This is a genomic window from Marinomonas atlantica, from assembly GCF_001639725.1.
GTDB classification, from domain to species: Bacteria; Pseudomonadota; Gammaproteobacteria; order Pseudomonadales; family Marinomonadaceae; genus Marinomonas; species Marinomonas atlantica.
Genome location: NZ_LTAW01000010.1, coordinates 1 through 26,999, shown reverse-complemented (window position 1 = coordinate 26,999; position 26,999 = coordinate 1). Strand labels below are relative to the sequence as shown.

Annotated in this window: 25 protein-coding genes and 1 pseudogene; 19 read left to right on the top strand and 7 right to left on the bottom strand. The window is 44.4% G+C overall.

Annotated elements, in window-relative coordinates; all coding sequences use genetic code 11:
* Window positions 1-3 precede the first annotated feature (3 nt).
* From AYW75_RS15790 to AYW75_RS15765, 6 genes are all read left to right on the top strand, one after another.
* Entirely contained in the window at window positions 4-3,159 is a 3,156-nt protein-coding gene (locus AYW75_RS15790; RefSeq protein ID WP_082856565.1) for an ATP-binding protein, read from the top strand.
* 66 nt (window positions 3,160-3,225) lie between these two features.
* Window positions 3,226-4,692 carry a bifunctional metallophosphatase/5'-nucleotidase gene (locus tag AYW75_RS15785; RefSeq protein ID WP_082856564.1) on the top strand — a complete coding sequence of 489 codons (1,467 nt, stop codon included), beginning with the start codon at window positions 3,226-3,228 and terminating at the stop codon, window positions 4,690-4,692.
* 3 nt (window positions 4,693-4,695) lie between these two features.
* A complete protein-coding gene (locus AYW75_RS15780) occupies window positions 4,696-6,666 on the top strand; it encodes a diguanylate cyclase (RefSeq protein WP_067101513.1) in 1,971 nt (656 codons plus the stop codon).
* Between the two features lie 19 nt (window positions 6,667-6,685).
* A complete protein-coding gene (locus AYW75_RS15775) occupies window positions 6,686-7,861 on the top strand; it encodes a GAK system CofD-like protein (protein WP_067101510.1) in 1,176 nt (391 codons plus the stop codon).
* 116 nt (window positions 7,862-7,977) lie between these two features.
* Window positions 7,978-8,991 carry a response regulator gene (locus AYW75_RS15770; protein WP_067101507.1) on the top strand — a complete coding sequence of 338 codons (1,014 nt, stop codon included), beginning with the start codon at window positions 7,978-7,980 and terminating at the stop codon, window positions 8,989-8,991.
* A 1-nt stretch (window position 8,992) separates the two neighbouring features.
* On the top strand, window positions 8,993-9,949 hold the full coding sequence (locus AYW75_RS15765; RefSeq protein ID WP_067101739.1) for a GGDEF domain-containing protein: 957 nt from the start codon (window positions 8,993-8,995) through the stop codon (window positions 9,947-9,949).
* A 70-nt stretch (window positions 9,950-10,019) separates the two neighbouring features.
* Here AYW75_RS15765 and rimK read toward each other — a convergent pair whose 3' ends face one another.
* Together rimK and AYW75_RS19050 are read right to left on the bottom strand one after the other, a co-directional pair.
* Window positions 10,020-10,934 (bottom strand): 30S ribosomal protein S6--L-glutamate ligase, encoded by a 915-nt coding sequence (rimK, locus tag AYW75_RS15760; protein WP_231872612.1) that lies wholly within the window; start codon window positions 10,932-10,934, stop codon window positions 10,020-10,022.
* Window positions 10,935-11,003: 69 nt separating this feature from the next.
* Window positions 11,004-11,414: pseudogene (locus AYW75_RS19050) on the bottom strand (ATP-dependent zinc protease family protein); the annotation flags it as partial.
* 249 nt (window positions 11,415-11,663) lie between these two features.
* Here AYW75_RS19050 and AYW75_RS15755 point away from each other — a divergent pair.
* Window positions 11,664-12,581: a D-hexose-6-phosphate mutarotase gene (locus AYW75_RS15755; protein ID WP_067101504.1), complete on the top strand. Its 918-nt coding sequence runs from the start codon at window positions 11,664-11,666 to the stop codon at window positions 12,579-12,581.
* A gap of 75 nt (window positions 12,582-12,656) precedes the next feature.
* On the opposite strand, the gene AYW75_RS15750 is transcribed toward AYW75_RS15755, so the two are convergent.
* On the bottom strand, window positions 12,657-13,433 hold the full coding sequence (locus AYW75_RS15750; protein WP_067101501.1) for an exodeoxyribonuclease III: 777 nt from the start codon (window positions 13,431-13,433) through the stop codon (window positions 12,657-12,659).
* A gap of 117 nt (window positions 13,434-13,550) precedes the next feature.
* Between AYW75_RS15750 and pyrE the strand changes: the two genes are divergently transcribed.
* Window positions 13,551-14,198, top strand: coding sequence for an orotate phosphoribosyltransferase (gene pyrE, locus AYW75_RS15745; protein ID WP_067101497.1), 648 nt, complete (start codon window positions 13,551-13,553; stop codon window positions 14,196-14,198).
* 13 nt (window positions 14,199-14,211) lie between these two features.
* On the opposite strand, the gene slmA is transcribed toward pyrE, so the two are convergent.
* The 4 genes from slmA to coaBC all read right to left on the bottom strand — a co-directional run bounded on the left by slmA (window position 14,212) and on the right by coaBC (window position 17,761).
* Window positions 14,212-14,808 (bottom strand): nucleoid occlusion factor SlmA, encoded by a 597-nt coding sequence (gene slmA, locus AYW75_RS15740; RefSeq protein WP_067101494.1) that lies wholly within the window; start codon window positions 14,806-14,808, stop codon window positions 14,212-14,214.
* Window positions 14,809-14,850: 42 nt separating this feature from the next.
* Window positions 14,851-15,759: an acetylglutamate kinase gene (argB, locus tag AYW75_RS15735; protein ID WP_067101491.1), complete on the bottom strand. Its 909-nt coding sequence runs from the start codon at window positions 15,757-15,759 to the stop codon at window positions 14,851-14,853.
* A 317-nt stretch (window positions 15,760-16,076) separates the two neighbouring features.
* Window positions 16,077-16,535, bottom strand: a complete 459-nt coding sequence (gene dut / locus AYW75_RS15730) for a dUTP diphosphatase (RefSeq protein WP_067101489.1) — start codon at window positions 16,533-16,535, stop codon at window positions 16,077-16,079.
* Between the two features lie 8 nt (window positions 16,536-16,543).
* Window positions 16,544-17,761 (bottom strand): bifunctional phosphopantothenoylcysteine decarboxylase/phosphopantothenate--cysteine ligase CoaBC, encoded by a 1,218-nt coding sequence (gene coaBC, locus AYW75_RS15725; protein WP_067101487.1) that lies wholly within the window; start codon window positions 17,759-17,761, stop codon window positions 16,544-16,546.
* Window positions 17,762-17,871: 110 nt separating this feature from the next.
* On the opposite strand from coaBC, the gene radC reads away from it, so the two are divergent.
* The 11 genes from radC (at window position 17,872) to AYW75_RS15670 (ending at window position 26,767) form a co-directional block, all read left to right on the top strand.
* Complete coding sequence (radC, locus tag AYW75_RS15720) at window positions 17,872-18,546, top strand: RadC family protein (RefSeq protein ID WP_067101484.1); 675 nt, start codon at window positions 17,872-17,874, stop codon at window positions 18,544-18,546.
* 35 nt (window positions 18,547-18,581) lie between these two features.
* Window positions 18,582-19,268 (top strand): DUF4062 domain-containing protein, encoded by a 687-nt coding sequence (locus AYW75_RS15715; RefSeq protein ID WP_067101481.1) that lies wholly within the window; start codon window positions 18,582-18,584, stop codon window positions 19,266-19,268.
* Window positions 19,268-19,900: a uracil phosphoribosyltransferase gene (locus AYW75_RS15710; protein ID WP_067101478.1), complete on the top strand. Its 633-nt coding sequence runs from the start codon at window positions 19,268-19,270 to the stop codon at window positions 19,898-19,900. The genes AYW75_RS15715 and AYW75_RS15710 overlap by 1 nt, the downstream gene beginning before the upstream one ends.
* A 223-nt stretch (window positions 19,901-20,123) precedes the next feature.
* Window positions 20,124-20,360 (top strand): 50S ribosomal protein L28, encoded by a 237-nt coding sequence (gene rpmB, locus AYW75_RS15705; protein WP_067033002.1) that lies wholly within the window; start codon window positions 20,124-20,126, stop codon window positions 20,358-20,360.
* A 12-nt stretch (window positions 20,361-20,372) separates the two neighbouring features.
* The gene (rpmG, locus tag AYW75_RS15700; RefSeq protein ID WP_067033005.1) at window positions 20,373-20,543 is read left to right on the top strand and encodes a 50S ribosomal protein L33; all 171 of its coding nucleotides are present in this window, start codon (window positions 20,373-20,375) and stop codon (window positions 20,541-20,543) included.
* An 87-nt stretch (window positions 20,544-20,630) separates the two neighbouring features.
* Window positions 20,631-21,449, top strand: a complete 819-nt coding sequence (mutM, locus tag AYW75_RS15695) for a bifunctional DNA-formamidopyrimidine glycosylase/DNA-(apurinic or apyrimidinic site) lyase (protein ID WP_067101475.1) — start codon at window positions 20,631-20,633, stop codon at window positions 21,447-21,449.
* 215 nt (window positions 21,450-21,664) lie between these two features.
* Entirely contained in the window at window positions 21,665-22,660 is a 996-nt protein-coding gene (locus tag AYW75_RS15690) for a BMP family lipoprotein (protein WP_067101472.1), read from the top strand.
* A gap of 80 nt (window positions 22,661-22,740) precedes the next feature.
* The gene (locus AYW75_RS15685) at window positions 22,741-24,294 is read left to right on the top strand and encodes an ABC transporter ATP-binding protein (protein ID WP_067101468.1); all 1,554 of its coding nucleotides are present in this window, start codon (window positions 22,741-22,743) and stop codon (window positions 24,292-24,294) included.
* On the top strand, window positions 24,291-25,388 hold the full coding sequence (locus AYW75_RS15680) for an ABC transporter permease (RefSeq protein ID WP_067101466.1): 1,098 nt from the start codon (window positions 24,291-24,293) through the stop codon (window positions 25,386-25,388). The genes AYW75_RS15685 and AYW75_RS15680 overlap by 4 nt, the downstream gene beginning before the upstream one ends.
* A gap of 9 nt (window positions 25,389-25,397) precedes the next feature.
* Window positions 25,398-26,366 carry an ABC transporter permease gene (locus AYW75_RS15675; RefSeq protein WP_067101463.1) on the top strand — a complete coding sequence of 323 codons (969 nt, stop codon included), beginning with the start codon at window positions 25,398-25,400 and terminating at the stop codon, window positions 26,364-26,366.
* Window positions 26,366-26,767, top strand: a complete 402-nt coding sequence (locus AYW75_RS15670) for a cytidine deaminase (protein WP_067101460.1) — start codon at window positions 26,366-26,368, stop codon at window positions 26,765-26,767. Before AYW75_RS15675 ends, AYW75_RS15670 begins: the two co-directional genes overlap by 1 nt.
* Window positions 26,768-26,999 lie beyond the last annotated feature (232 nt).

Genomic DNA, 26,999 nt, shown 5'->3' with positions numbered 1-26,999 from the left:
TTTATGCTCATAAGTCAAAGTTTGAGAATAATTATTATTGCTGCAATTTGTTATTTTGTAGCGGGTTGGCTTGGACAAGCATTTGCCATTCCTCCGGGGTATGCAACGGTTATTTGGCCTGCATCGGGTGTGGCTATTGCGGCATGTTTATTATTTGGTTACCGCCCTGTCCTTGGCGTATTTTTAGGCTCAGCTTTAGTAAACATATCTATTGGTTATAGCAACACGGGCCAAATTTCTTTTTTAGTTCCTATACTCATTGCGTTGGGGAGTTCTGCTCAAACAGCGTTTAGCTATGCATTAATTCGGTATTTTATTGGCAAAAAACTTCACTTTTATAATATCCGACATGTACTGAGTTTTATTGTGTTGGCGGGCCCTATTGGGTGTTTAGTCAGTGCCAGTACGGGGACCTTCATCCTCTACTCTTTTGGCTTACTGCCAGCAGAACAAGCGACGATGAATTGGCTAAGTTGGTGGTTAGGTGACTCCGTTGGTGTGATCGTTTTAGTGCCATGGTTAGCGGTGCTGTTTCGCAAGCATTTTTCCGTATATTACGACCATCCTATTCGTATCATTATGGCGTTGTGTATTGTTGCGATAACGACAATAATTTTGTCGCTATCTACGGCCTACTTTGAGTTAGAAAAACAACATCAAGCTTTTGATTCTAATGCAGATTTGAGTTCAACCTTGCTCAGTGAACGAGTGAAGAACTCGGTCGATATTCTTTACGGTTTAGCCGGCTATATTCGAGGAAGTGATCTTATCTCACCTGAAGAGTTTAAGGAGTATAGTGAGATCGTAATGAGCCAAGATCGAGCAATCAAGGCGCTGTCTATGAATCATGTATTAGAAGCAAGAGATATATCCTCTTACGAAGCTACTATGAGTGCTTTGTATGGCTTCCCATTTGCCTTGAAACAAAAAAATATGGAAGGGAATATGGAGCCTGTTGGGCAGCGCGATCGATATGTTTCGGTTGGTGTCGTTTATCCACTAGAGCCTAATAAAAAAGCGATTGGATTTGATGTGTATTCTGAAAAAACCAGACGTACGGCCATTAAAAATGCAATTCGACTGAATGCTGCCATGCCGACATCTGCTATTACGTTGATTCAAAATACTAAAGCTGTGCTTATGTTTTTGCCTGCTTACAAGAATCAAAAACTTTATGCGATGGCAACGGGCCTATTTGAAATTAGCGATTTATCGTCGCGTATCCTTGACCGAAATCCAATAGATAGTATTGAAGTATATTTAGTTGATCATCAAGCCAATCAAACACCTTACATCTTAGCCTCTAGTAAGAATGCAACGTTGAGTAGTGAAGCATTATTAAAAGGCGTTTCAGAGCAAGCATTTCCGTTTTACCATCGCTCAATGATTCCTGTTGGTGCGCATCGCTGGGAGTTGGTTCACGTAAGTCAATCAAAGTTTATTGAGCAGCCTTGGGGGACGCATTTTGTGCTGGTGGGTGGCTTATTCGTGGCTGGGTTACTAGGTTGGGTACTAAGTTTGGTGTTTAGTCATGCTGCGCAGATTGAGAGACAAGTAGCCTTACGAACAAAAGAGTTGTCAAAAGCAAATTTGGCGTTACGTGAGTCAGGAGAGAAACTTAAGCTTGCATCACAAGAGGCTCAGGAAGCGAATCAAGCTAAGAGTCGCTTCTTAGCGAATATGAGTCATGAAATTCGTACGCCACTAAACGGTATGCTGGGTAGCCTTACTTTAATGAAGAGCCAAGCCATGAATATTGAGCAGCAAAAGCTGGTGGAGTTGGCGCACCAAAGTGGTGATTCATTACTGGATTTGGTGAATGATATTTTAGATTTATCTAAAATAGAGGCTGGTGAATTAGAGCTTGAACCTGAGCATTTTGACTTGCAGGATCTACTAGAGGATATCTCAAGTTTGATGCGTATCAAGGCGCAGGAGAAAGGATTAGTTTTAGTTGCTCCGCAAACGTTATTGCCTGAAGCAGTGGTTTTCGGAGATCGCTTACGAATACGTCAGGTACTTCTTAATTTGATTGGTAATGCGATCAAATTTACTGGCAAAGGTGGAGTGGTCCGGCTAATTGCTCACCAAGGGAGTCAAATAGGGGGTCAAGCAACATTTAAACTACAAGTTGTCGACAGTGGTATCGGTATCTCCGATAGCCTACAAAAACGTTTGTTCCAGCGTTTCAAGCAAGCAGATGCTTCTACGACAAGACGTTATGGTGGTACGGGTTTAGGATTGGCGATCAGTAAAGAATTGATCGAGGCCATGGAGGGTAAGATTGGCGTGGAAAGCCAATTAGGACAAGGCGCAACATTCTGGTTTGAGTTGAGCTTGCCAGTTAAGAAAAGTCTCGTGAATGCGTTCTCTTTGGAAACGTTGTCAAATGTTTCGAAGGTCTATGTAATCGGGCTTGAAGAAGATAAACCTTACGCTCAAGCCATGTTAAGGGAATGGCAATTACCCAATGAGTTTTTGGATGAGCTACCGCTCCCAAACCTTGTTAATGAAACCGATGTGCTGATGGTTGATGAGTCCTGTTTAAACGATGAGATTCGTCAAGTCTTGGCGATGTTTCAAAATCAAGTGATTGTGCTCGTGAGTCAGGGAAGTCAAAGTACCGAAGTTGAGCGTTGTGGCGCAGCATCTGTGTATAAACCGGTCCACCGTAAAGCATTATTTTCGGCATTGGAGAGCATTCAAAATCGTACACTTGAAACATCGGCTGATGATCCAAATGAGCAGATAGCATCCGCGAACTTACAGGCAAAAGTCTTATTAGTAGAAGATAACCTGACAAACCAAATTGTTGCTAAAGGTATGCTGAGCCTGTTTGGTTTAACAGTAGATGTGGCTGAGAATGGTCAAGTAGCGTTAGATATGATGGCAAAAACAGCCTATGATTTAATTTTCATGGATTGCCAAATGCCAGTCATGGACGGTTATGAAGCCTCTCGCGCGATCCGTTGTTTTGAGCCCGAATCGGCAACAGCGAAAGATGTGCCAGTGATTGCACTTAGTGCGAATGCAATGAAAGGAGACGATCAGCTGTGTTTTGAAGCTGGGATGGACGATCATGTTGCTAAACCTGTGTCAAAAGATCGGCTAAATGAGGTAATCAATACATGGATGGGGAAAAAACATCAATGTATTTAGTTGCTGTCATGTTTACTCAATAAGTTGAGTATAAACTGGAGTTTAAAAAGTGATGAGACTACCAGTATGAAAAGGATGATTACAGCGCTGCTTGCGATTTCTTTAATGAGCGCGAACGTAGAGGCAGCGAAGATTATTTTCACATCAAATGCCCCAGAATTATATCCAGATGAAAATGGTTATTCTCTGGCCAAGATCTCAAACTACGTTAAAAGAATGAAGCAAGGCGACGAGCCAGTTTTGTTTATTCATGGTGGTGACAGCCTTTACCCTAATCCATTATCGGTTTATGACAAAGGTGCTCATATGATATCCATTATGAATGCTATGTCTGTAGACGCTCTGGGTATCAATCGACGAGAATTTAACGACGGTTTTGATCAAATATCTCTTCTGAGTACGCAAGCTCTGTTTCCAATGGTATTGTCGAATTTACTGGATCGCCGCACTTTAAGTCATGTGGAAGGTGTGCGTCCTTATGCGTTGTTGCCACTAGGTGATATGACTATTGCCGTACTGATGACAGTATCGAGTGAAGTAAACACGACTTTTCTGTTTAATCAGGCTGTTGTTGATGAAACCTCTGAGCAGTTGCTGCGTTGGGTCGAGCAAGCACGTCAGCAAGGTGCTGATAAAGTTATGTTGATTACTGAAAATTCCTACCTTAAATCTGTCCCTTTGAATCGTTTAGGCAGTCTAGATATTATAATGGTGACTCAGGATGGCCCTGATAAAGTGCACTCTGAGCATCCATTAGTCATGTTCTCTGGTGGTATTGATGACGAGTTAGCGGTGATTGATATTCAGTCTACTACGATGACAGGGCATGTTGCTCATATTGCTAATGAGCCACCGGATGATCAACTTCAAACTGTGATCAAACGCTATACCAGTCAATTAGATGTTGTTTTAAATCAAGAGCTTGTCACCCTTGCTGCGCCAATGGATTCTCACCGCAGTACTCTACGAAGTGAAGAGTCTCGTTGGGGTAACATCGTTTTGGATGCGATACGTCACTATACTCGAGCGGATTTTGCTGCGACAGTCGGAGGTGGAATTCGTGGTTATCGTGATTATGAGGCAGGTTATGTTTTAACTCGTCGAGATGTACAGCGTGAGTTACCATTTGGAGGGAATGTTTACGTTGTCGAGGTGAACGTTGATAAAATCAAGCAAGTTTTAGAGCACAGTGTGTCGCGTGTAGAAGACTTAGACGGCCGGTTTCTTCAAGTATCTGGGCTGCATTATGAATACGATGGGAGTAAACCTGTGGGTCTACGCATCTTAAATGTAACAAATGCACAAGGACAGCCGCTTAATAAAGGTCGTTATACCCTAGCCATTTCAGATTATATGTTAGAAGGTGGCGATGGTTATGATTTTTCCAACGTGAAAGTTGTTTCAGATAATTTAAGTAGTCAGCGACTTACTTGGAATATTGTTTCTGATTATTTGGAGCAATTTGACACTATTTCCCCAGCCATTGAAGGTCGTATTATTAATCGTACCCCTTTGGGTAATACAGGTAATTAAGATATGTCCGATGAGTCGTTGAGTATCCGCAGAAGTTTGCGTGCTCGAATTGCAGCGACGGTTTTTATTATGGTGCTGCTGATGTTGATATCGGGCGCTTTTTCGCTGTATTACTTTTCCCAATTAAATAGTGCTGTTTCGAAGCAATCTGAACAAGAGCTGCCTGCACTAAAAAGGTTGAATAGTATTCAGCTGAGCATCACACGTTTAGCAACACTCTCTAATGAGATCTCTAATAGTAATTCACCAGCGTACAGTAGAATATTAATGTCTCAGGTACGCCAGCAGATAGAAGAGCTACAGCTTAGTTTAAAAGCGCTTAGTACTGGGAATGAGCAAGTTCAAAGACTGACGGAGATTGTCGCAAAAGTTGAGCCAAGTGTTATGAATATGTCTCGCTCTAAAGCAATGTTAGATCAAGTGGAAGACGCACTGTTTGCACGCACCACGGAAGCTTTAAGACAAACTATAGAGCATTATAAATTAGTAGAACAGGCATCTACGAAGGTGTTGCTGGACGGTCTTTGGCAAGATCTAAATCAATTGGCGATAAACAAGCACCTTTACGAGCAGAATAGAACGCTGATTAACATCCGCAAAACATTGGCATCGTTAGCGCAACGAGATGAATTGTCATTTCAAGCGATAAACCCATTGATCAGTGCACCTAAAGGCGTGTTCGAGCTGCTTTCTCAAAAAGAAGTTTATCGAACAGAGGTGCTGGGTCTGAGCACTCAGAACCGAATACTTTTAGGTAACGTGGTGGACTTTGGGCATCGTGTTTATATTGAGACTGAAGACACTGTAACACTTCAAGCAAATGATATTTCTACAAGTTCTGAGCGTTTTATTGATGTCCTTACGGTGATGTTTGTTGTTCAACTGTTAGTCGCTTTTTCGTTAATAATATATCTCAATCGAGAGTTATTCAGACGTTTGCAAGCATTAAAGCACCTAGTGGGTCAGCAAAAGTCTATTACCGATGATGATGTGGCGCTGTTCGATGAGCGCAATGAGCTAGGTGTATTAGTAAAGCAGCTACAGAATTATGTCGATACGATTACCGCTCAGCAGAGACAAATTGAAACCACAAGCCATCAATTGCAGACGATTATTAAACATTCTCATATGAAAGTTGCCGTGTTTCAAAACGAGTGGTTACTATACAGCAGTGAGTCTTTAAATCAGTTATTTGCAGGGCAAGAGCTGTCCTGTATCGATGACTTCCCAGAAGCTGTGCAATTGTGTGTTCGATTGTCGAGGCATGAAATTCAAGAGACAGATAAACAGGCGTATTTTGATGAGCAAAATCAGCATTGGTACGAAATTGCCAGCAATGCAGTTTTTTGGGATAACCAACAAGCCGATCTAGTATGCCTGATGGATGTCACCGAACAAGTCAAAGCAGAGCAAGAGTTCAAACGAACTCTGATGGTGGTTGAAAGTGAAGCGAAAAAAGATCCTCTCACAGGGTTATTGAATCGTAAGCTGTTTGATACACAAGTGGCTTCTTTCCAATCAGGGGAGGGGGAGTGTGGCTATGCCGTTTTGTTATTTGATGTTGATTACTTTAAACAATACAACGACCAGCTAGGCCACTTACAGGGAGATAACATTCTTAAAATGGTTGCATCTGTCATTAAACGCAATACTCCAGCGTCAGGTCTTGCGATTCGCTATGGTGGAGAAGAGTTTTTAGTCTTCATTCCAGATTGCCTTGAGCGTAGTGCAGTGAATATTGCGCAGTCCATCGTTGAGGATGTCTATAACCAGCATATTCCTCACCCAACATCACCTCATAAATATTTGACTGTGAGCTGCGGTATTAGCGTCCAGAAGGGTGCTGAAGACCCTGTTCTAAAGGTATTTGATCAGGCAGATAAAAGTCTTTATAAAGCAAAAGGTAGTGGTCGAAACTGCATGATGGTGTGGCGCGATCTCCATCAAGTAGGCTCACAGAAGAACCTCCATTGACTCAGTAGTAGATAATTTTATGTTCAACGTCTCACGTCGACTTGTGGTACCGGACTCTGTCAGAGTTCATCGATATCAAAGCCTCCCAGAGCTTGCACCATCTATATTGTTTTTTAGTGGTGGCTCTGCGCTAAATAAAATCTCACGCCAGCTCAAACGCTATACACATCATTCGATCCACATGGTAACCCCGTTTGACTCTGGCGGTAGTTCGGCAAAGTTACGTCAAGCATTTGATATGCCTGCGGTAGGGGATTTACGCAGCCGCATTATGGCCCTGGCTGACGAAACTGTTTTAGGGCAGCCCGATGTGTTTGATTTGTTCAGCTACCGATTGGCACACGATATGTCTGATGAGCAGTTGTGGCAAGAGTTTAGCCAATTAACGGATGGTTCACATCTTTTGATGCAGCCAATTTTGGCACCAATGAAATCGTTGATCAAAGCGCAATTAGCTCGACTACAAGCAAACTTGCCAGAGGATTTTGATCTTCGGGGAGCCAGTGTTGGGAATTTAATTATTTCGGGAGGGTATTTAGGTAATCAGCAGTTGCTTGATCCCATTATCTTTCTATTCTCTCGGTTGGTTAAAACACTTGGTGAGGTTACGACGATTGTAGATGAAACACATCATTTAGGGGTTCGCTTAGCCTCTGGTGAATGTATCTTAGGCCAACATTTAATAACCGGAAAAGAATGTCGACCGCTGTCGTCTCCAATTAAAGAAATCTGGCTTAACCATGGATTGATAGAAAACCATCCAATTTCAGCGCAAGTCCCTGAAGACCGTCGACAGAACATCGAACAAGCCGACATCATTTGTTACCCACCGGGTAGCTTTTTTACCAGTGTTGTCGCGAATTTACTGGTATCCGGCGTTTCCGAGGCGATCATAGCAAACTCAAACCCTAAACTGTATTTGCCAAACTTAGGGGAAGACCCCGAACAAAAAGGTTGGCCGCTCATGGCTCGTATCGAATATTTGCTCTGTTTGATGCTGAAGGCCCCCGAGCTAAATCGTCAGACGCCGGTACTTAATTGGGTATTGTTAGACAGCAAATACGATTACGGTGAGGTAGATGAAGCACGACTGCAGCATTGGGGCGTAACGGTTATAAGAGCAGACCTGATTTGCAACAAGCCAGACCGTTATGATGAGCAGCAGGTTGTCGAAGCTCTATTATCGTTTGCCTAATGACAATGTGTTGAAAGAGTGACTATAAATCGTGTATTGAAAACGATACACTTAATGAAATTTGTAGAAATATTGAGCGGTTAATTGCTCTTAATTCATAGGCGGTTGTAACTCTAATGAGCAAAAAAGTTCTCATATGTGATGACTCTGGAATTGCGCGTAAGCAGTTAGCTCGAGTTTTGCCCAAGGAATGGGATGCTCAGGTAGAATTCGCGACAAACGGTCAAGAAGCACTGGAGCATATTCAGTCCAACGAAGTTGATGTTCTGTTTCTAGATTTGAATATGCCTGTGATGGATGGTTACCAAACGCTAGAAGCATTGCAGTCGGTCGCCAACGCACCTCAGGTGCTAGTCGTTTCGGGTGATATCCAGACGAAAGCCTTGGAACGTGTAAAAGCACTGGGCGCTTTGGATTTTCTGAAAAAGCCTGTCGATCAAGACATATTGGAAAAAGCACTTGAAGACCACAACTTATTTGGTGATGGTTCGAACTCACAAGGTTTAGTGCTTGAGAGCAGTGCAGCAGATGATTTCAGTCTGAGTCAATGCTTGCAAGAAGTGTCAAATGTCGCGATGGGTAGAGCTGCGAGTGTATTGGCGGATATGCTCAATGTGTTTGTGAAGCTACCTGTTCCCAAAGTTAATATTTTGGAGGTCAGTGAGCTACAAATGGCCTTGACCTATGGTGCAATGAATACTGGTCGTTGCTCCGCTGTGACTCAAGGGTTTGTCGGGTCTGGTATTGCAATGGAAGCACTGCTGATTTTTTCTGACTCAAGCTTCCCTGAAATGGCCAAATTGTTAAATGTAACGGAAGATATTGATCATAATTTAGAAGTTGAACTGCAGATGGATATTTCATCTGTATTAATAGGGCCTTTTATAAAGGCTCTGGGCGACCAGCTAAATATTGATTTCAGTTACAGTCATCCGGTGGTCTTAGGTCAGCATATCAAAGTCGCTGATCTTATTAATGTGAAACGCGCTCAATGGAAACGAACACTGGCTGTTGAGATCGTATATGAAGTGGATAATTACCAAATTAGTTGTGATTTGATGTTGTTGTTCACAGAAGATTCCTTACCCGTACTGGAGAATCTTTTGTCTTATTTGGTTGAGGATGATTGAAATGACGCAACAGACAGATATGACCGAGCTGCATTGGTTATTTGATATGTTGCAGCATATCGATGTGGGATTGGTTGTGATCAACAAGAATTATGAAGTGGAGCTTTGGAATGGCTTCATGGAAAACCATTCTGGTGTGAGTTCTACAAATGCCCGCCAGCGTAGTTTGTTTGATATCTTTCCATCCATTAACCAAAACTGGTTACAGCAAAAACTGGATACGGTATTAGCGTTAAGAACGCCTATTTATATTTCATGGGAACAACGACCTTATTTGTTTCCGTTTAAGTCTTACCGAGCCATCACTAGCATTTCAGAACTGATGTTCCAGAATATTGTGATTCGTCCGATTAATAATGCCAACGGTACGGTAAGTCACTTATGCTTAGTGGTTTATGATGTAACGGATGTAGCGGTCAATAAGGCTGCACTTTCTGCTGTTAATCGTAAGCTGGATCAGCTGAGTAAAACGGATGGACTGACCGAATTACACAATCGTGCTAGCCTTGATCGCGCAATTAAGCTTACTTTTGACTCTTATATACAGAATGGCAGTGGCCCTCACACGCTAGTCATTGTTGATATAGACCATTTTAAAAGTGTGAATGATAACTATGGGCACCAGACAGGTGATGTAGTGCTACAAGAAATGGCGAAGATGTTGTCTAGTGGATCTCGTCGAGGGGATTTTGTTGGCCGATACGGTGGTGAAGAGTTCTGTATTTTGCTGCTGAATACTACAAAGGAAAATGCCAAAATTTACTGCGAGAAGATTCGGTGCCAAGTAGAAGAAAATGTCTTTAAAACCAGTAAAGGTGATCTAAATATTACTATTAGCTTAGGCTGTAGTGAGCTTAACCAAGCCCACGATTCGATCGAACAGTGGGTCGAAAGTGCGGATCAAGCACTTTACAGTGCCAAAGACAAAGGCCGTAACCAAACCGTGATTGCAGGCTAGATCTTCCAGTGACGTTAGAATAAGGAAAAGGCTCTTATACATAGTGTAAGAGCCTTTTTGCTTTATATTGCTACAGGGCGTCGCGAGCCTTTGCTGCAAGGCGTCTTTCTATAGCCGAGATCATCATCGAAGCGATGTCTTCATTGGTGGCGGTTTCTATGCCCTGTAGTCCTGGGGAGGAGTTTACTTCAAGCAGCAATGGACCATTGTTAGAACGAATTAAATCCACGCCTGCTACTTTTAAGTTCATCGCCTTAGCGGCTTTGATTGCAATGCGTTTTTCCTCAGCCGTGATTTTCACTAACTCAGCGCGACCACCTTGATGGATATTAGCGCGGAACTCTCCTGGAGCGGCTACACGCTGAATGGATGCGACCACTTTGCCATCGATTACAAAGCAGCGTAAGTCTTTACCACTGGCTTCTTTGATGAACTCTTGCACTAAAATATTCGCATTAAGGCTCTTAAAAGCGTTAATGACAGATTCAGCGGCCTTTTTCGTTTCCGCTAGAACGACCCCTTTACCTTGTGTGCCTTCTAATAGCTTTACAATGAGTGGCGCGCCACCCACCATATTAATCAGATCGTTTGTGTCTAAAGGTGAATTAGCAAACCCAGTTGTCGGAATGGCTAGTCCATGTTCAAGCAGTAATTGCAGTGAGCGCAACTTATCACGTGATTGAGCGATTGCAGTGGAGTCGTTTAGACAGAAAATGCCCAATGATTCAAACTGACGTAGCAAGGTGCACGCATAGAACGTCATGCTTGGTCGAATGCGTGGAATTACTGCATCCAAATCGTTCAGAATACGGCCGCCTCGATAGTGTATTTCGGGGGTAGTAGCATCCAGTTTCATATAGCAGTGGCGCACGTTGAGAAACTGCATTTCATGCCCCATAGCTTCGCCTGCTTCGATGATGCGGCGGTTGCTGTATAGCTCAGGGTTACTCGCGAGTACACCAATACGTAAACCGCCTTCGCGAATCTCTGGTGTCTCATACAGCTTTGCTAGCGTTTCTTGTGGGCGATCTCCGAATATACAACTCACTTGAGGATCAACCAGTAGGCGGCCGTTCATGGCTTCTCGGCCTAGTAGCATGCGATAACCCATGCTGTCGCGATCCGTTAAAGTAAGCTCTACTTCCCATGTGCGCTCACCAAGCTGTAACGGTACTTGAATGACGTAACGTTTCTCTCGGTCGCCGCTTGAGCTTTTGATAACCCGTTGATCAACGACCTCAGCCTCGCAGTAAACAACGACTTTACGACTTTCTTGAATTGGGTGAACTTCAAATGTTACCCAAAGTTGGCCTGCTCGCTGGAAGGACTGAATGTTGACCGCATGCAAAGACGATGTCTTAGCTCCTGAGTCGACACGAGCTTTAATTGCAGGGATATTTAATGAAGGAAAGGTGCACCATTCGGCGTTACCGATCACAGATTTCTGGTCAAAATAATCACTCATCGTGTCATATTCTCAAGAGTTTTAAGAGGAAGAAGCGTATTAAATAAGGATAGTAGAATTAGACTGTTTTGCTTGATTTATCCTTGTCTTTACCGCGTTGCGTTATAGCGTAAAGTCGGCCAATAAGTAAGCAATTTTTTTAATCACAGTGTTATTTTGTGATTTGAATGTTCAGCATAACGTCAAACTATTGTAATACAGGTGTGAAGGGCTAATATGACTCAATTGAAGAGAATTTTGGAGCGATAAATGGATGCTCAGCTGATGCGCGAGCTAGAGGAATTAGGCGGTGAAATACTGCCTAATAGTCTTAGAGAATGCGATGAAATTATCATCGATCAGCCAAGTTTCACGGCCCGTATTGCACTATGGGGCGGGCACTTGGTGAGTTTTGTTCCGGCCGGGCAACCTGACTTACTGTTTCAATCGGCTAATGAAGGGGCGCAAACGCGTTTTGGGCGTCGCCATTTTGGTGTACCGGTATGCTGGCCTTGGTTTGGTTCGAATGCCGAAGACGAAGATTTACCTGCTCACGGCTTAGCTCGATACTTTCGTTGGCAGCTAGTTGAAGTCGGACGTTTCAAAAATGGTGATGTGAAAATCGTTATTCGGTTGGCATCAGAGGATCATCCTCTTATTGAAGAGATGTGGCCATATGCGTTTGAGTTGCGTCAAGTGTTCCGGTTGGGGGACGGGTTTAGTATCAATTTTTCTGCGGCCAATCTAACCGACAAACCCATGCCTATTTCTGAGGCACTTCATACTTATTTCCATATTGGCGATAATCAATCCGCTGAAGTGCACGGTTTAGATGCTGTGAAGTATGTTGATAAGTTTGATGACAACAAAATATCGAAACAATCTGGTGCCGTTTCGCCCTGTGAAGCATTAGATCGTGTTTATCTAAATGCTCCAGAAGTGTTAGAGCTTCATGATCCTGTGTTTAAGCGTAAGTTTGTAGTGGCGTCGGAAGGGGCTCAATCTACAGTATTATGGAACCCTGGTGAAGCGCTTGCGACGTTAAGAACGGATATGGAAGAAGGTGACTATCGTCAATTCGTTTGTGTTGAAACTGCTAACGCACTGGATAACCAGTATGAGATCCCAGCCGGTGAAATGCATCAGCTGCGCTTAACTGTTCATGCTGAGGCGACCGCTCAAGATTAAACGAGCGCGAGCGTATATTGAAAAGCCCGAGAATGTCGTATTTTCTTGGGCTTTTTTGTGTTTACTCAGTGCACGCTAGTCTAGATCGTATTCCATGATCAACGGAGCGTGATCCGAAAAACGCTGTCCTTTATAGACACTGCCACCTTGAATGACGTGTTTCAGACCAGGTGTTGTGATTTGATAATCTAAGCGACCGCCTTCATCTAGTTTCCAAGCGCGTTCATAATCAGGCCACCAAGTGTATTGTTTATCTTGTTTGTTTACTTGACGGAACGCATCGATGTATTCGTGATCATTGAAGATCTCGTTAATCCATTTGCGCTCATCAGGCAAAAATCCTGAGTTACGTTGATTGACGAACCAGCTGCTCACGTCAATGGGTGAACGCGCCACATTACACGTACCACAGAAAATAAACTCGCGACGTTTGCGGCGTGTTTTGATTAAGTGGTTCTTGAAACCTTCCATAAAGCGATACTTTTGTTCTTGTAGCGCTTCTTCGTGGTTTGAGCCGTGCGGCGTGAGGAATGAGCCAATGCTGACGTTGTCGAAATCGGCCTGTATGAAACGGCCTTCGAAGTCACATTCAGGGAATCCCATTCCTGTCATAATTGCTTTAGGCATGGCTTTACTGTAAATGGCCACACCTGCTTCTTCTGGGTTTTCCATCGAATCAAAAAAGTACGCGTTGTACCCTGGTGGAAAGAAAACGTTGTCGTTTAAGCTGCGTTCATCCGCTTGAATGTCTTGCAGACACACCACATCTGGGTCTTGGCGTACCATCCATTCGAAGAAACCGCGTTCTGCTGCTTGTTTTATACCGTTTACATTAAGGCTGATGACCTTCATTTCTGGTCCCTACAATTCCTAGCCGTGTGTTATATTAGCGCCCATTCCTTGTCAGGAAAGCATATTTTTCTGGCAAGAGGCAATTTGTTTATGGTTATTTATCTTTCTGGAGTCGGCATGAAACCTTACCAAAGAGAATTTATTGAGTTCGCCATCGAGCAAAACGTATTGCGTTTTGGCGAGTTCACACTTAAATCGGGACGTGTGAGCCCTTATTTCTTCAACGCTGGCTTATTTAGCTCAGGCCAAGCGTTGGCTAAACTGGGCCGCTTTTACGCTGCAGCCCTAGTCGAAGCAGGCGTGTCATTCGACGTTTTATTTGGCCCTGCTTACAAAGGTATCCCGCTGGCGACGACCACTGCCGTAGCACTTTATGATCATCATGATATTGATACACCGTACGTGTTTAATCGCAAAGAAGCAAAATCACACGGCGAAGGCGGCACATTAGTCGGCGCTCCGCTGGAAGGCAACATCATGATTATCGATGACGTCATCACAGCGGGTACCGCTATCCGTGAAGTCATGGACATCATTAACACGGCGGGCGCAAAGCCAGCTGGTGTACTGATTGCTCTGAACCGTCAAGAGCGTGGCCAAGGCGAATTATCAGCGATCCAAGAAGTAGAGCGTGATTTTGATATGCCTGTGGTCAGTATTGTGTCATTAAATGACATCATGACTTATCTGTCAGAACAAGACTCTCCTGAGTTTGCTCAGCACCTTGAAGGTGTAAAAGCCTACCGTGATCAATACGGTGTCTAACGATTGATCACGCCTAGGCATGATCAATCATCAAGCTTGGAGCAATGGCTTGCCATTGCTCCTGCCAAGTTTGTGTTGGCTTTGTTTTAAACTCAGTACGCACGTATTGACGAATTTTCCCTTCTAATAACGCCAATAGGTAATTCGCACAAGCGTTAGTTCCCATCGCTGGGCGCATGGCTTGTTTCAGCTCAGACTCACGTAATACCTGACGTAACTGTGTTTCGATACGATCAAACAATTGGGCGATTCGCACACGTAGTCGCTCGGTTTCACCTGCTAGCGCATCCGCGGTTAGTAACCGACACATCCCAGGATTTTGCTCTGCGAATGCGAGCGTCAACTTCAGAATCATCTCTAATCGTACTAGCACATCGCTTTCTTCCTGAACAATACGATGAATACGAGTGAAAAGCGTTTCTTCGATAAACTCGATTAACCCTTCAAACATCTTCGCTTTGCTGGGAAAGTGACGATAGAGGGCGGCCTCAGAGACACCTACTTCTTTTGCTAAAGCAGCGGTAGTAATACGTGCTCCTGGGCTGCTTTCCAACATGGCCGCCAGAGCTTGTAAAATTTCCGTACGTCGATCGCTTTTTTTTGTCGTCATATCAATGTTGCCTATCGCTTTTGAAATTATGTTGTTTGCGAGTTAAGCGTTATGGTTTTGATTCGTGATCAAGGTCCCGACGCCCGTATCCGTAAAGATCTCTAGCAAGGTAGCGTGCGGCACGCGACCATCAATAATGTGCGCGCTCGTTACACCAGCATTGACTGCAGACAGAGCGCAGCTGATCTTCGGTAGCATGCCTCCATAGATGGTGCCATCTGCAATTAGGTTGTCGACTTGTATTGTGCTCAATCCTGTAAGCACCTTACCTTGCTTGTCTTGCACGCCCGAGATATTGGTTAGTAGCATCAATTTTTCAGCATTGACCGCTTCAGCCACTTTACCGGCCACTAAATCCGCATTGATATTGTAGGCATTGCCTTCTTCATCAATACCAATCGGCGCGATAACAGGAATCAGATCACTATTTTCTAAGACTTTTAGAACACTTGTATCAATGCTTGCCACTTCACCGACATGACCAATGTCTACTTGCTCTGGTGCGCTCATGCCTTCTGCTTGATGTTTTACAAACAATTTTTTTGCTTTAATAAATCCGCTATCTTTGCCTGTTAAGCCAATAGCTTTGCCGCCAGCACGAGTGATCATATTGACGATATCTTTGTTTACTTGACCCCCCAACACCATTTCAACCACGTCCATCGTCGCAGTGTCGGTTACACGCATACCATTGATGAATTTAGATTCAATGCTGAGTTTGGCCAGCATCTCCCCAATCTGTGGACCACCGCCATGTACCACAATTGGGTTGATGCCGATGGCTTTCATTAACACAATATCGCGTGCAAACCCTGCTTGAAGCGCTTCGTCAGTCATAGCATTACCGCCATACTTGATAACCAGCGTTTTGCCAGCAAAGCGTTGAATGTAGGGTAGAGATTCGCTCAAGACCTGAGCAACATCTAATGCAGATTCGCGTGTGTAAGCCACGATGGGAACACTCCTATTGTTATTTAAAGAGCTCTTTTGACTGAGTCAAAGAAGAGGGTGAAGTGACGCAAAGCATTGTTCGCCGAGCCTACTTGAAGCATGTAGCAGAATCATTACAGCGAGTGTAAGCGACCACTTATGTTATTAAAATAATAACGTGAACTGCGTCGACTCTCTAGTTATAAATGATGAAAGTTGACGCAAAATTGACCCCAAGAAGGGATCTTTATTTACTAAAGGTAAGAAGCATTAGGCAGTTCAAAAAGAGAGCTAATTTAGGTGAGCTTTACTCACCTAAATTAATCAACTGCGGAGAGTTACTTGGTTCCGGTAGAGCCAAAGCTACCAATACCGCGATCGGTTGCTTCAAACTCTTCAACGATGTTGAATTCAGCCTGAACCACCGGCAACAGCACAAGCTGTGCAACACGCTCACCGGGTTCGATAGTGAAGGTTGTTTGTCCGCGGTTCCAGCATGACACCATTAATTCGCCTTGGTAGTCGGAGTCAATTAGACCGACTAGGTTGCCTAAGACGATACCATGTTTGTGACCAAGACCTGAGCGCGGCAAAATGGTCGCCGCCAGATTTTGATCTTCAATATAAATCGCAAGGCCTGTAGGTAATAATGTGGTTTGGCCGGGTGCCAGTACAACGGCTGCATCAAGGCAGGCGCGTAGGTCTAAGCCTGCAGAGCCTTCTGTAGCATAACTTGGTAATGGCAGCTCTGTGCCGATTTTTGGGTTTAAGATTTTTAGTTGTATAGGTTGTTTCATTTGTTAGCTCATGACATTTGGGATTGGTATTGCGTGATCAGTTCGACAAGCTCGACTGCGAGGGCGGATTTCGCTTCTTTCGGCGGTGTCCATTGTTGGTTTTTAGACAATACAGTGACTTGATTGCTATCGCTGTTAAAACCAATATCTGTGCGTGACACATCATTGGCAATGATCAGATCTAAGCCTTTTCGTTCTAGCTTGCTTTTTGCGTAAGCAATTACATCTTGTGTTTCGGCGGCAAAGCCAACCATACATTTTGCGGCTTTTTCTTGGCTTAACGTGGCGATCACATCTGGGTTTTTAACTAATGTCAGCTGCATTTCATCGCAGTCACCAGTCTTCTTCATTTTCTGTGTGGCAACGTCTTTCATGCGAAAGTCCGCTACGGCGGCCGCACCAATAAAAACATCGGCCGACGATGTCATGGCTGCACGACACGCAGTAAGCATATCGTCGGCGCTTTTTATGGCAACCAGATGCACACCGCTAGGGGCAGGTAGATTGACTGGGCCACTAACGAGTGTAACCGTTGCGCCACGTACTTTGGCGGCTTCGGCGAGCGCGTAGCCCATCTTTCCGGAGCTGTGATTACTGATGTAACGCACGGGATCGATGGCTTCCATGGTTGGGCCGGCCGTAATAACCCAATGTTGGCCAGTTAAGTCTTGCTGTATAGGCATTAAAATAAACTTCAGCGATTGAAAAATATCGTCAGGTTCTTCCATGCGACCTACACCGACATCACCACAGGCTTGAGCACCGGAAGCCGGTCCAATCATGTCTACACCACGACTTTGAAGTGTTTTAAGGTTGGCTTGTGTGGCAGGGTGTTTCCACATTGCTTGATTCATGGCTGGAGCAAGAATCACGGGAGCCTCGGTAGCAAGACAAAGCGTGGTCAGCAGATCGTTTGCCATACCTTGACAGTAGCGCGCCATAAAGTCGGCCGAGGCCGGGGCCACTAAAATTGTATCCGCCCATTTTGCCAGTTCAATATGTCCCATACCGAGTTCTGCAGCCGGGTCGAGTAAACTACTGCGGACAGGGTGCCCAGAGACAGCTTGTAGGGTCATTTCAGTCACAAAGGCTTTAGCGCCTTCTGTTAGTACGACTTGTACGTCTGCGCCGGCTTTGGTTAATAGGCGGATCAGTTCAATGGTTTTATAGGCCGCAATGCCCCCCGTAATTCCCACTAAAATCTGTTTATTTAAAAGACTGGACATAATAAGCTTCTGATTACAAATTAGTCGATTTTACCGTGATGTTTCTATGCGACAGGATTTCGCCAGTGCACGGTATTGAGTTTGATAAAGCGTACCACAAGGAGGTGTTTATGAGTATCAAGCAATGGCCAGAAGCCGAACGGCCGCGAGAAAAATTAATACAGCAAGGCGCCCATATGCTCAGTGATGCTGAGCTGTTAGCGATCTTCTTACGTACCGGCACTCAAGGTGTCAGTGCGGTAGAGTTGGCGCGACGCGTATTGCATCAGTTTGGTGGGTTACGAGCGTTATTATCAGCCACACGCGAAGAATTCTGCCAAGGATTCGGTTTGGGCGATGCCAAATATACCCAGCTACAAGCCGTGCTGGAAATGTCCAAGCGACATCTACAGGAACAATTAACCCGCGATACCATTTTTAACAGCGCCGAAGCGGTGCGGACCTATCTTGCCACGCAACTACGGCACTCCCAGCGGGAAATCTTTGCCGTGCTATTCCTCGATTCCCAACATCGACTGATTCGATACCAAGAGCTCTTTATGGGTACCATCGACAGTGCTGCGGTGTATCCTCGGGAAGTGGTTAAAGCCGCTCTTACGCACAACGCTGCCGCCGTCATTCTGGCGCACAATCATCCTTCGGGTGTCTCAGAACCGAGCCAAGCGGATATCAATATTACCGAACGAATACGCAAAGCGTTAGACCTGATTGATGTAAGGTTATTGGACCATTTTATCGTGGGGGATGGTCGGCCATTGTCTTTGGCGGAGAGCGGTCTTATATAGAAAGCTGATTTGTTAAAATTAATTGGAGCACTAACGTGTCTGATAAAATCAAAATTATGCTCAGTTCGACGATTCAAGATATGAAAGCTGAAAGGGATGCTGTAGTAAAGCTTTTCGGAAAGTATCCATTTGTAGAAGTTGTGGGTGCTTATCCTATTCAAGAGGCTTGTGCGTCTAACCCATACTTGCATACTCTACGAATGGCTGAATCATGTGACTTCTATATCCTTCTTCTTGGCGAGAGGTATGGGTTTGAGCTTGATACAGGAGTATCTGCAACTGAGGCTGAGTTCGATCAAGCCTATAAATCTAATCCAACCAAAGTGCTTGTATTCCAGGGCGCAGAAGTTACGCCAGAGGAAAAGCAACAAGAATTTATTAAGAAAGTCGGCGATTACTACAAAGGGTATTGGATTTCTAAATACCAATTTTCACATGATTTACAAGATGTAATAGAGAAAAGCTTTCTCAAGCTTTTAAAGGAGCGGGCATCATTGGGGGAAAATCTATCGTATGTAGATCACTTTCTACGATTAGTACTTCCTAGAAGACCCAACCCGGATGCATCAGTTTTTTATTCAGTGAATCATGAATCTGTAGAATTGAAGTATGAATGGGGAGAGGATAGCCACCATATCAACTTCATGAGATCAAAAATTAATTCAGATTTTTGGGGATGTATATCTGAACTAGAAAAACAGTTCTCAAAATGGAGAAAATGATGAAAGAGAAGATTGAAAGTGAGTTTGCGTTATATAAAAAACTAGAGATCAGATCTAAAGCTTCTAATCATGAAACTATTAGAAGTGCTGTCACTATTCTTGGTGAAGAGCTAGGTAAAAAAATTGTCGAGTTATATTTTTTGAGGGACTCAGGAGTTTCTACACCTATGAATGCTCAAGCTAGTGGTAGGTCTGCTGAAATACCTTTATGTGCGGTAATAACTACATCAGATGACTTCCAATACTTAGGAAAAGGGTTAGCAAGACATCTAGATGAGCCGTTGAAAGGCTCCATGAGTTTCAATGGTCAAAGAGGCTTAGAGGCACTAAAAGCTGATATCAGCAGTATGAACCTACCTAATACAAAAGAGCATGTAGACACACTTATTATTGCCAAAGCTGTGTTGGCCACTGGCTGTACAGCGGTTCATTTAGCGAAGTCTGCGATAAGTAAGTATAGCCCGAGGAGAGTTATTATTGCCTCTGTTTATTATTCTAATCGTGGGCTGACTGAGCTCTCTCAGGCTATACCAAACGCCGACATTTTGCTTATTGGAGACGCGGACCAAATTGATGAAGATGGTATGTTAGTTCCTGGTGTTGGAAATCTTGATCTTCGTATTACTGGATAATTTTAGGATTATGGAAGTCCAGTCTAATTAAGAGCTGATCAAATTTTAACAAATTGTTTGCTGTTTACGGGGGACTGTGGGAGAATTCGCGCCGCTATATCCTCGGTACGGGATTTTGTGGCCCCAGTGTCTTCTTCTCAGAAGAAGTTCCAGAGTGACCCACGCTCCGCCTGAGGAAGTATCAACTTCCAATAATTTTCGGATAGCATAAGGTAATTAAATTATGTCTCGCGTCTGTCAAGTTACTGGGAAGCGTCCTGTTACAGGTAACAACGTTTCTCACTCAAAGCGTCACACAAAGCGTCGCTTCCTTCCTAACCTTCATTGGCACCGTTTTTGGGTCGAAGGTGAAAACCGCTACGTACGTCTACGTGTATCTTCTAAAGGCATGCGTATTATCGATAAAAAAGGCATCGATTCAGTTTTGACTGAAATGCGTGCTCGTGGCGAAAAAGTATAAGGAATCTGAATCATGGCTTCTAAAGGCGCTCGCGATCTAATTCGCATGGTATCTTCTGCAGGTACTGGTCACTTTTACACAACTGACAAGAACAAACGTAACACTCCAGAAAAATTGGAGATGAAAAAGTTTGATCCAGTTGTACGTAAGCATGTGATGTACAAAGAAGCGAAAATTAAATAATTTTGCTGCTTTGTTAACAAAAAGACCGGCCTTGAGCCGGTTTTTTTGTATCTTGAATAAGCTAACCACTGTGAACTTGAGGAATTTATGCCGGAATTACCCGAAGTTGAAACCACTAAAAATGGCATCGCGCCGCATATTCTTGAGCAAACCGTTGCACGCATTGAAATCCGCCAACCGAAACTGCGTTGGCCGATCCCCGAAGCAGTGAGTACATTGTTTCCGGGACAAACCGTTCAAGATGTAACGCGTCGCGGCAAATACATTGGTGTGCATACAAGTGTGGGTACCTTAATTATTCATTTAGGTATGTCAGGAAGTCTGTACTTTGTCGAACCCGATACCCCTCCCATGTTTCACGACCATGTGGACATTCATTTTGTCGGTCTAAACAAAGTGTTGCGTTATACCGACCCGCGTCGCTTTGGCGCTATGATGTGGAGTGATGGTGATTGGCACTCTCATGAGCTAATTTCTCATCTCGGTCCTGAGCCTCTGACGGATGCGTTCAGTGTGGACTATCTCCATGAAAGAGCGAAAGGGCGAAAGCAGGCGATTAAGCAGTTTATCATGGACAGTAAAGTCGTGGTTGGAGTGGGAAACATATACGCTAATGAGGCCTTGTTTATGGCCGGTATTCGTCCGACACGAGCAGCCGGAAATATCAGTAAGAAACGCCTAGCGCTGTTTGTGGATTGCATTAAACAGGTATTGGCGGCTGCGATTGAGCAAGGTGGTACAACCCTAAAAGACTTTGTTAGTGGTGAAGGAAAGCCCGGCTACTTTAAGCAGGAGCTTAAAGTCTATGGTCGTGCTGATTTGCCATGTGTTGTGTGTAAAGCGCCTTTGACGGAGATTCGTCAGGGGCAGCGTAGCACAGTGTATTGCGTTCGTTGTCAGAAGTGATTGTACCGATAGTGGGTGTTTTAAGCGGCTAACTCTGTAGAAAACGTCTACATTTTATTAATGGTGAGTTCAAGCAGACGTGTATTTCACAGCAATAATGGTGCAAATGTGCACGCCAGCATTGCGCTCAAACAATAATCAGTTTATTTTTGACCAATTAGCCAGTTTTATCTCTTGTAAGCTGGGATTTAGAAATACTCAAAGAGGATTTATTAATGAAAGGTGTCTTTCTTGCGTCGGCTACAGCGTTAGCCATTGCAGCATCATCAGCCTATGCTGCAGATATTAAGCCAGCTGTAGTTTACGATCAGGCCGGCAAGTTTGATAAGTCGTTTAATGAAGGTGTGTATAACGGCATTACCGAGTTTACGGAAGATACTGGCATTAAAGTTCGTGAATCTGAGCCTAAGAATGAAGCTCAGGTCGAGCAAAACCTCCGACGTTTAGCAAAACGTGGTTACAGTCCAATTGTCGCTGTGGGCTTCACTATGATGTCTGCGGTAACCAAAGTCGCTCAAGATTTCCCTGAAGTGGAATTTACCATTATTGATGCCGTAATTGATCTGCCAAATGTACAGTCGATTGTTTTTAAAGAGCATGAAGGGTCGTTCCTTGTCGGTGCATTAGCCGCTATGGCATCTGAAACCGATACGGTGGGTTTTGTGGGTGGCATGGATATTCCGCTGATACGTAAATTTGGCTGTGGCTATGAACAAGGTGCCAAGTATATAACGCCAAATGCTACCGTTATTCAGAATATGACAGGCTCTACGGGTGCGGCTTTCAATGACCCAACCAAGGGCTCTGAATTGGCTAAAAGTCAATTTTCAAAAGGTGCAGATGTTGTGTTTGCTGCCGCAGGGGGAACCGGTATTGGTGTTTACCAAGCTGCGAAAGACGAAGGTAAGCTAGCCATTGGTGTTGATTCAAATCAAAACCATATCCAACCAGGTACAATGTTAACGTCTATGGTTAAGCGTGTTGATGCTGCAGCGTACAAGGTGTTTGAAGAGGCGAATACCGGTACTTGGAAGCCTGGATTAGAAGTACTAGGTTTGTCTGATGGCGGCGTTTCTTGGGCGCAGGATGACTATAACAAAGACCTGATTACGGCTGATATGAAAGCGAAGATGGACGATGTGAAAGCAAAAATCATCAGTGGTGAGATCAGCGTACATGACTACATGTCTGATAGCACTTGTAATTATTAATCGCTAGAAAAGCAGTTGTTCACTATTTTTAATGGTGAACAACTGCTTTTTTTTGCTTGGAACTTTGCATAGAACAAAATATGAGTGATCAAACACATCCATACGCGATTGAGTTAGAAGGGATCTCGAAACGATTCGGTGCCGTACAGGCCAATAAAGATATTGGTTTGCAGGTACCCGCAGGCACGATTCACGGCATTATTGGTGAAAACGGTGCAGGCAAATCTACCTTGATGAGCATCATCTACGGTTTCTATGAAGCAGACTCGGGTACGATCTCTATTGACGGGCAGCAGGTCGATATTCGCAATTCTCAAGATGCCATTAAAGTAGGTATAGGTATGGTTCATCAACATTTTATGTTGGTTGAAAATTTTACCGTATTGGAGAATGTCATCTTGGGCGCTGAAGGTGGCGCGGTCTTGAATCAAGGTATTAGTGCGGCGCGCAAAGAGTTAAAGCGCTTAGAGCAGGAGTACAGCTTAGATATTGATGTGGATGCGGTCGTTGAGGACTTGCCTGTAGGCTTGCAGCAGCGTGTTGAGATATTAAAAGCACTGTACCGTGGCGCGAAAATTCTAATACTTGATGAGCCAACTGGAGTGTTGACGCCGCAAGAGGCTGACCACTTATTTCGAATTTTAAAATCTTTGACCGAACAAGGTGTCACCGTTCTACTGATTACGCACAAACTGCGCGAGATCCTTGCGTCGACAGACAATGTGTCTGTGATGCGTCAGGGTGAAATGGTGGCGCATCGTGAAACGGCCACAACTGACAAGGAAGAGTTGGCTGAATTGATGGTCGGTAAAAAGGTCCGTCTTAAGGTCAATAAAGATGAGGCTCAACCGCAACAAGCGGTGCTGACAGCTAAAGAGCTGTCGTTTTTTGATGGTCAAGGTGTCGAACGATTGAAAAAAGTGTCTCTTGAGCTCAAGGCAGGTGAGATTCTCGGTATAGCAGGTGTATCCGGTAACGGTCAGAGTGAATTATTGAATGTTCTGTCTGGGATTACGCCGATGGCATCGGGCGAGATTCAGTTCGCAGGACAGACGATCACAGCGAATGCCGCGAAGACCGCCGCACAAATGCGTGATCTTAAGATGGCGCACGTGCCGGAAGATCGACACAAAATGGGGTTGGTAACAGGGTTTGAAGCTTATGAAGCCGCAGTACTCGGTTACCATGACTCATCCGATTACAATGGCGCTATCCTAATGGACCGCAAAGCTATGTTGGATGAGTGTAATGAGAGAATGGCCGCATGGGATGTTCGACCCCCTAATCCTCATTTGAAAACGGCAAACTTCTCAGGTGGTAATCAGCAAAAAATCGTCATTGCTCGAGAAGTGGAGCAAAACCCAGAGGTGCTGCTTATCGGTCAGCCAACTCGAGGGGTGGATATTGGTGCAATTGAAAATATTCATGAACAAATAGTTAAATTGCGGGACGCTGGTAAAGCAATCCTGCTGGTCTCGGTCGAGTTAGATGAAATTATGGCTTTAAGTGATCGAATTATTGTGATGTTTGATGGGGCCATTGTGGGTCAAGTAGATGCAAGTGAAGCGGATGAGCGTACGTTGGGTCTGATGATGGCCAATGCATGGAATGAAGAGCAAGGAGCGCAGGAATGAACCAAGCGAAAGTCCCTGCGTGGGTCAGTGTTGGATTGATTCCGCTGCTGAATATCTTGCTAGCATTTCTTGTTTCCGGTCTCGTGTTCCTAGCCATTGGTGAAGATCCAATCGAAGCAGCGGGTTACTTGATCTATGGTGCCTTTGGGTATGATGAAGGTATTGGTTACACGCTTTATTACGCCACGAACCTTATTTTTACGGGCTTAGCGGTGTCGATCGCTTTTAAAGCGGGGCTCTTTAACATTGGTGGAGAAGGGCAGGCTTACATTGGTGGTTTAGGTGTAGGCTTGTTATGTTTATGGTTTGACAGTTCATTGCCTTTAATTGTGATTGCGCCGTTAGCGATTATAGGTGGGGCGCTGTTTGGTGCAGCATGGGCCTATATTCCCGCTTATCTTCAGGCTCGTCGTGGCAGTCACATCGTGATTACAACCATTATGTTCAACTTCATCGCATCATCATTGATGGTGTATTTAATGGTGAACTGGTTAAAAGCAGAAGGGGTCATGTCTCCTATCAGTCGTACTTTTGAAGAAAGCGCATGGCTTCCGTATATGCACGACTTGTTTTCACCGTTTGGGTTGGATATTGGGGACTCGCCATTGAATATGGCGTTTATATTGGCACTTCTATGTTGTGTGTTGTATTGGGGACTAGTTTGGCACACTCGCTGGGGATATCAGTTACGTACTGTAGGTACAAACCCAACTGCGGCTAAGTACGCAGGTATAGATAACGCGAAAGTGACTATTTGGGTCATGCTAATCTCAGGTGGCTTTGCTGGTTTGGTTGGTGTGAACGAAATTATGGGTGTGAACCATAACTTGCTGCTTAACTTTACAGCGGGGTATGGCTTTGCTGGTATTGCGGTGGCATTGATGGGGCGTAATCATCCGGTGGGCATCATTTTGGCGGCGATGTTGTTTGGGGCTTTGTATCAAGGCGGCGCAGAGCTGGCTTTTGAAATCCCGACCATTACCCCTGAAATTGTAGTAGTGATTCAAGGCCTCGTGATTCTGTTTTCTGGTGCACTGGAGAATATGTTTAAAGGCAAGATTGAAGGTTTCTTCTTAAGACGAGCGGCAGCATAGGAGCGCGGTATGTTTGAAACATTAATACTGATTCTCGATGCGACGTTACGTGTATCGACACCACTGATTTTAGCCGCTTTGGCGGGTTTGTTTTCTGAGCGTTCAGGGATCGTGGATATTGGTCTTGAAGGTAAGATGCTCGGTGGCGCGTTTGCGGCAGCGGCAGCGGCAGCTGTATTTGGCTCAGCTTGGATAGGTTTGCTCTTTGCTATTGGAGCATCAGTTTGCCTTGCTTTGATTCATGGCTTTGCCTGTATTACTCATCGTGGTGATCATATTGTATCGGGCGTAGCGATTAATACCATTGTTGCAGGGTTGACGGTTACGCTGGGATTGGATTGGTTTAGTCAAGGTGGCCAAACGCCTGCTTTAACAGGAGATGCACGCTTTACTCCGATTACATTTCCTTTTGCAGAGCAGATCTCCGATGTACCTGTCATTGGTTTAATCTACTCCGAGCTGTTAAGTGGTCATAACATTCTAGTGTATTTAGCGTTTGCTTTTGTGCCTGCGACATACTGGGTAGTGTTTAAAACGCGATTTGGTTTACGTTTACGTGCCGTAGGTGAAAACCCTCACGCTGTAGATACTGCAGGTATTTCTGTTGCGTTAGTGCGCTATCGTGCAGTGATTATCTGTGGGGTGCTATGTGGTATTGCAGGAGCGTATTTATCCACAGCACATAATGCAGGCTTCTTAAAAGATATGAGTGCAGGCAAAGGCTACATGGCGCTAGCTGCGTTGATCTTTGGTAAATGGCGTCCAGTGCCTGTGTTGTGTGCGTGTTTGCTGTTTGGTTTCTTGGATGCAGTAGCGGTTCGTCTACAAGGTGTCTCGTTACCTGGGATTGGTGAGGTTCCTGTCCAAGCAATTGAAGTACTTCCATATGTTTTGACGGTGTTATTGCTAGCGGGTTTCATTGGTAAAGCTGTAGGCCCTAAAGCGATTGGTAAGCCATATGTGAAGGAACGTGCTTAATGCCTAAATCAGAACAATGGATTGTATTAGCTGAGAAAGCTATGAGTAAGGCCTATGTGCCTTACTCAAACTTTCAGGTGGGGGCTGTCATTGAAACAGCAGAAGGTGAAGTATTCTCTGGTTGCAATGTAGAAAATGCGTCTTACCCCGAAGGCACCTGCGCCGAAGCGGGAGCAATTGCCGCGATGATAATGGGCGGCGGCCAACGTATTAAACAAATATATGTAATGGGAGTAGGCGAATTGTTAGTCACCCCATGTGGTGGGTGCCGTCAGCGTATCCGAGAGTTTTCAGATGAGCAAACATTGATACACATTTGTTCGCCAGAGAAAGGCATACGCAAAACGCTTAGTATGGATGATCTTCTGCCGTATTCGTTTGGACCTACTAACTTACTCTAAAAGAAGCGCGTAGCGCTTCTTTTTGTTTCTGCGCTTTACCTCTACCTGTCGCTGGCTCTCAATAGGATGTTTAAGTCAAATGCACTGAACTGAAAACTTTTAAAACTTTTTTAAAAAGTACTTGCACTGAAAATTCAGATGCGTATTATACGCCTCCACTGACACGGACAACGCTTCACAACAACGAAGCGGTAACGAAGTCAGACGCTCTTTAAAATAGATAATCAGATAA

What these genes read in the sequence shown, in the direction of transcription:
- slmA (WP_067101494.1), bottom strand. Translation starts at nt 14,808, where the DNA reads ATGACGACAAAAAAAAGCGATCGACGTACGGAAATTTTACAAGCTCTG.
- AYW75_RS15670 (WP_067101460.1), top strand. Translation starts at nt 26,366, where the DNA reads ATGCCTAAATCAGAACAATGGATTGTATTAGCTGAGAAAGCTATGAGT.
- mutM (WP_067101475.1), top strand. Translation starts at nt 20,631, where the DNA reads ATGCCGGAATTACCCGAAGTTGAAACCACTAAAAATGGCATCGCGCCG.
- AYW75_RS15775 (WP_067101510.1), top strand. Translation starts at nt 6,686, where the DNA reads ATGTTCAACGTCTCACGTCGACTTGTGGTACCGGACTCTGTCAGAGTT.
- AYW75_RS15755 (WP_067101504.1), top strand. Translation starts at nt 11,664, where the DNA reads ATGGATGCTCAGCTGATGCGCGAGCTAGAGGAATTAGGCGGTGAAATA.
- AYW75_RS15770 (WP_067101507.1), top strand. Translation starts at nt 7,978, where the DNA reads ATGAGCAAAAAAGTTCTCATATGTGATGACTCTGGAATTGCGCGTAAG.
- AYW75_RS15675 (WP_067101463.1), top strand. Translation starts at nt 25,398, where the DNA reads ATGTTTGAAACATTAATACTGATTCTCGATGCGACGTTACGTGTATCG.
- coaBC (WP_067101487.1), bottom strand. Translation starts at nt 17,761, where the DNA reads ATGTCCAGTCTTTTAAATAAACAGATTTTAGTGGGAATTACGGGGGGC.
- AYW75_RS15685 (WP_067101468.1), top strand. Translation starts at nt 22,741, where the DNA reads ATGAGTGATCAAACACATCCATACGCGATTGAGTTAGAAGGGATCTCG.
- pyrE (WP_067101497.1), top strand. Translation starts at nt 13,551, where the DNA reads ATGAAACCTTACCAAAGAGAATTTATTGAGTTCGCCATCGAGCAAAAC.
- AYW75_RS15765 (WP_067101739.1), top strand. Translation starts at nt 8,993, where the DNA reads ATGACGCAACAGACAGATATGACCGAGCTGCATTGGTTATTTGATATG.
- AYW75_RS15750 (WP_067101501.1), bottom strand. Translation starts at nt 13,433, where the DNA reads ATGAAGGTCATCAGCCTTAATGTAAACGGTATAAAACAAGCAGCAGAA.
- AYW75_RS15780 (WP_067101513.1), top strand. Translation starts at nt 4,696, where the DNA reads ATGTCCGATGAGTCGTTGAGTATCCGCAGAAGTTTGCGTGCTCGAATT.
- rpmG (WP_067033005.1), top strand. Translation starts at nt 20,373, where the DNA reads ATGGCTTCTAAAGGCGCTCGCGATCTAATTCGCATGGTATCTTCTGCA.
- AYW75_RS15785 (WP_082856564.1), top strand. Translation starts at nt 3,226, where the DNA reads ATGAAAAGGATGATTACAGCGCTGCTTGCGATTTCTTTAATGAGCGCG.
- radC (WP_067101484.1), top strand. Translation starts at nt 17,872, where the DNA reads ATGAGTATCAAGCAATGGCCAGAAGCCGAACGGCCGCGAGAAAAATTA.
- dut (WP_067101489.1), bottom strand. Translation starts at nt 16,535, where the DNA reads ATGAAACAACCTATACAACTAAAAATCTTAAACCCAAAAATCGGCACA.
- rpmB (WP_067033002.1), top strand. Translation starts at nt 20,124, where the DNA reads ATGTCTCGCGTCTGTCAAGTTACTGGGAAGCGTCCTGTTACAGGTAAC.
- AYW75_RS15710 (WP_067101478.1), top strand. Translation starts at nt 19,268, where the DNA reads ATGAAAGAGAAGATTGAAAGTGAGTTTGCGTTATATAAAAAACTAGAG.
- AYW75_RS15790 (WP_082856565.1), top strand. Translation starts at nt 4, where the DNA reads ATGCTCATAAGTCAAAGTTTGAGAATAATTATTATTGCTGCAATTTGT.
- AYW75_RS15690 (WP_067101472.1), top strand. Translation starts at nt 21,665, where the DNA reads ATGAAAGGTGTCTTTCTTGCGTCGGCTACAGCGTTAGCCATTGCAGCA.
- AYW75_RS15680 (WP_067101466.1), top strand. Translation starts at nt 24,291, where the DNA reads ATGAACCAAGCGAAAGTCCCTGCGTGGGTCAGTGTTGGATTGATTCCG.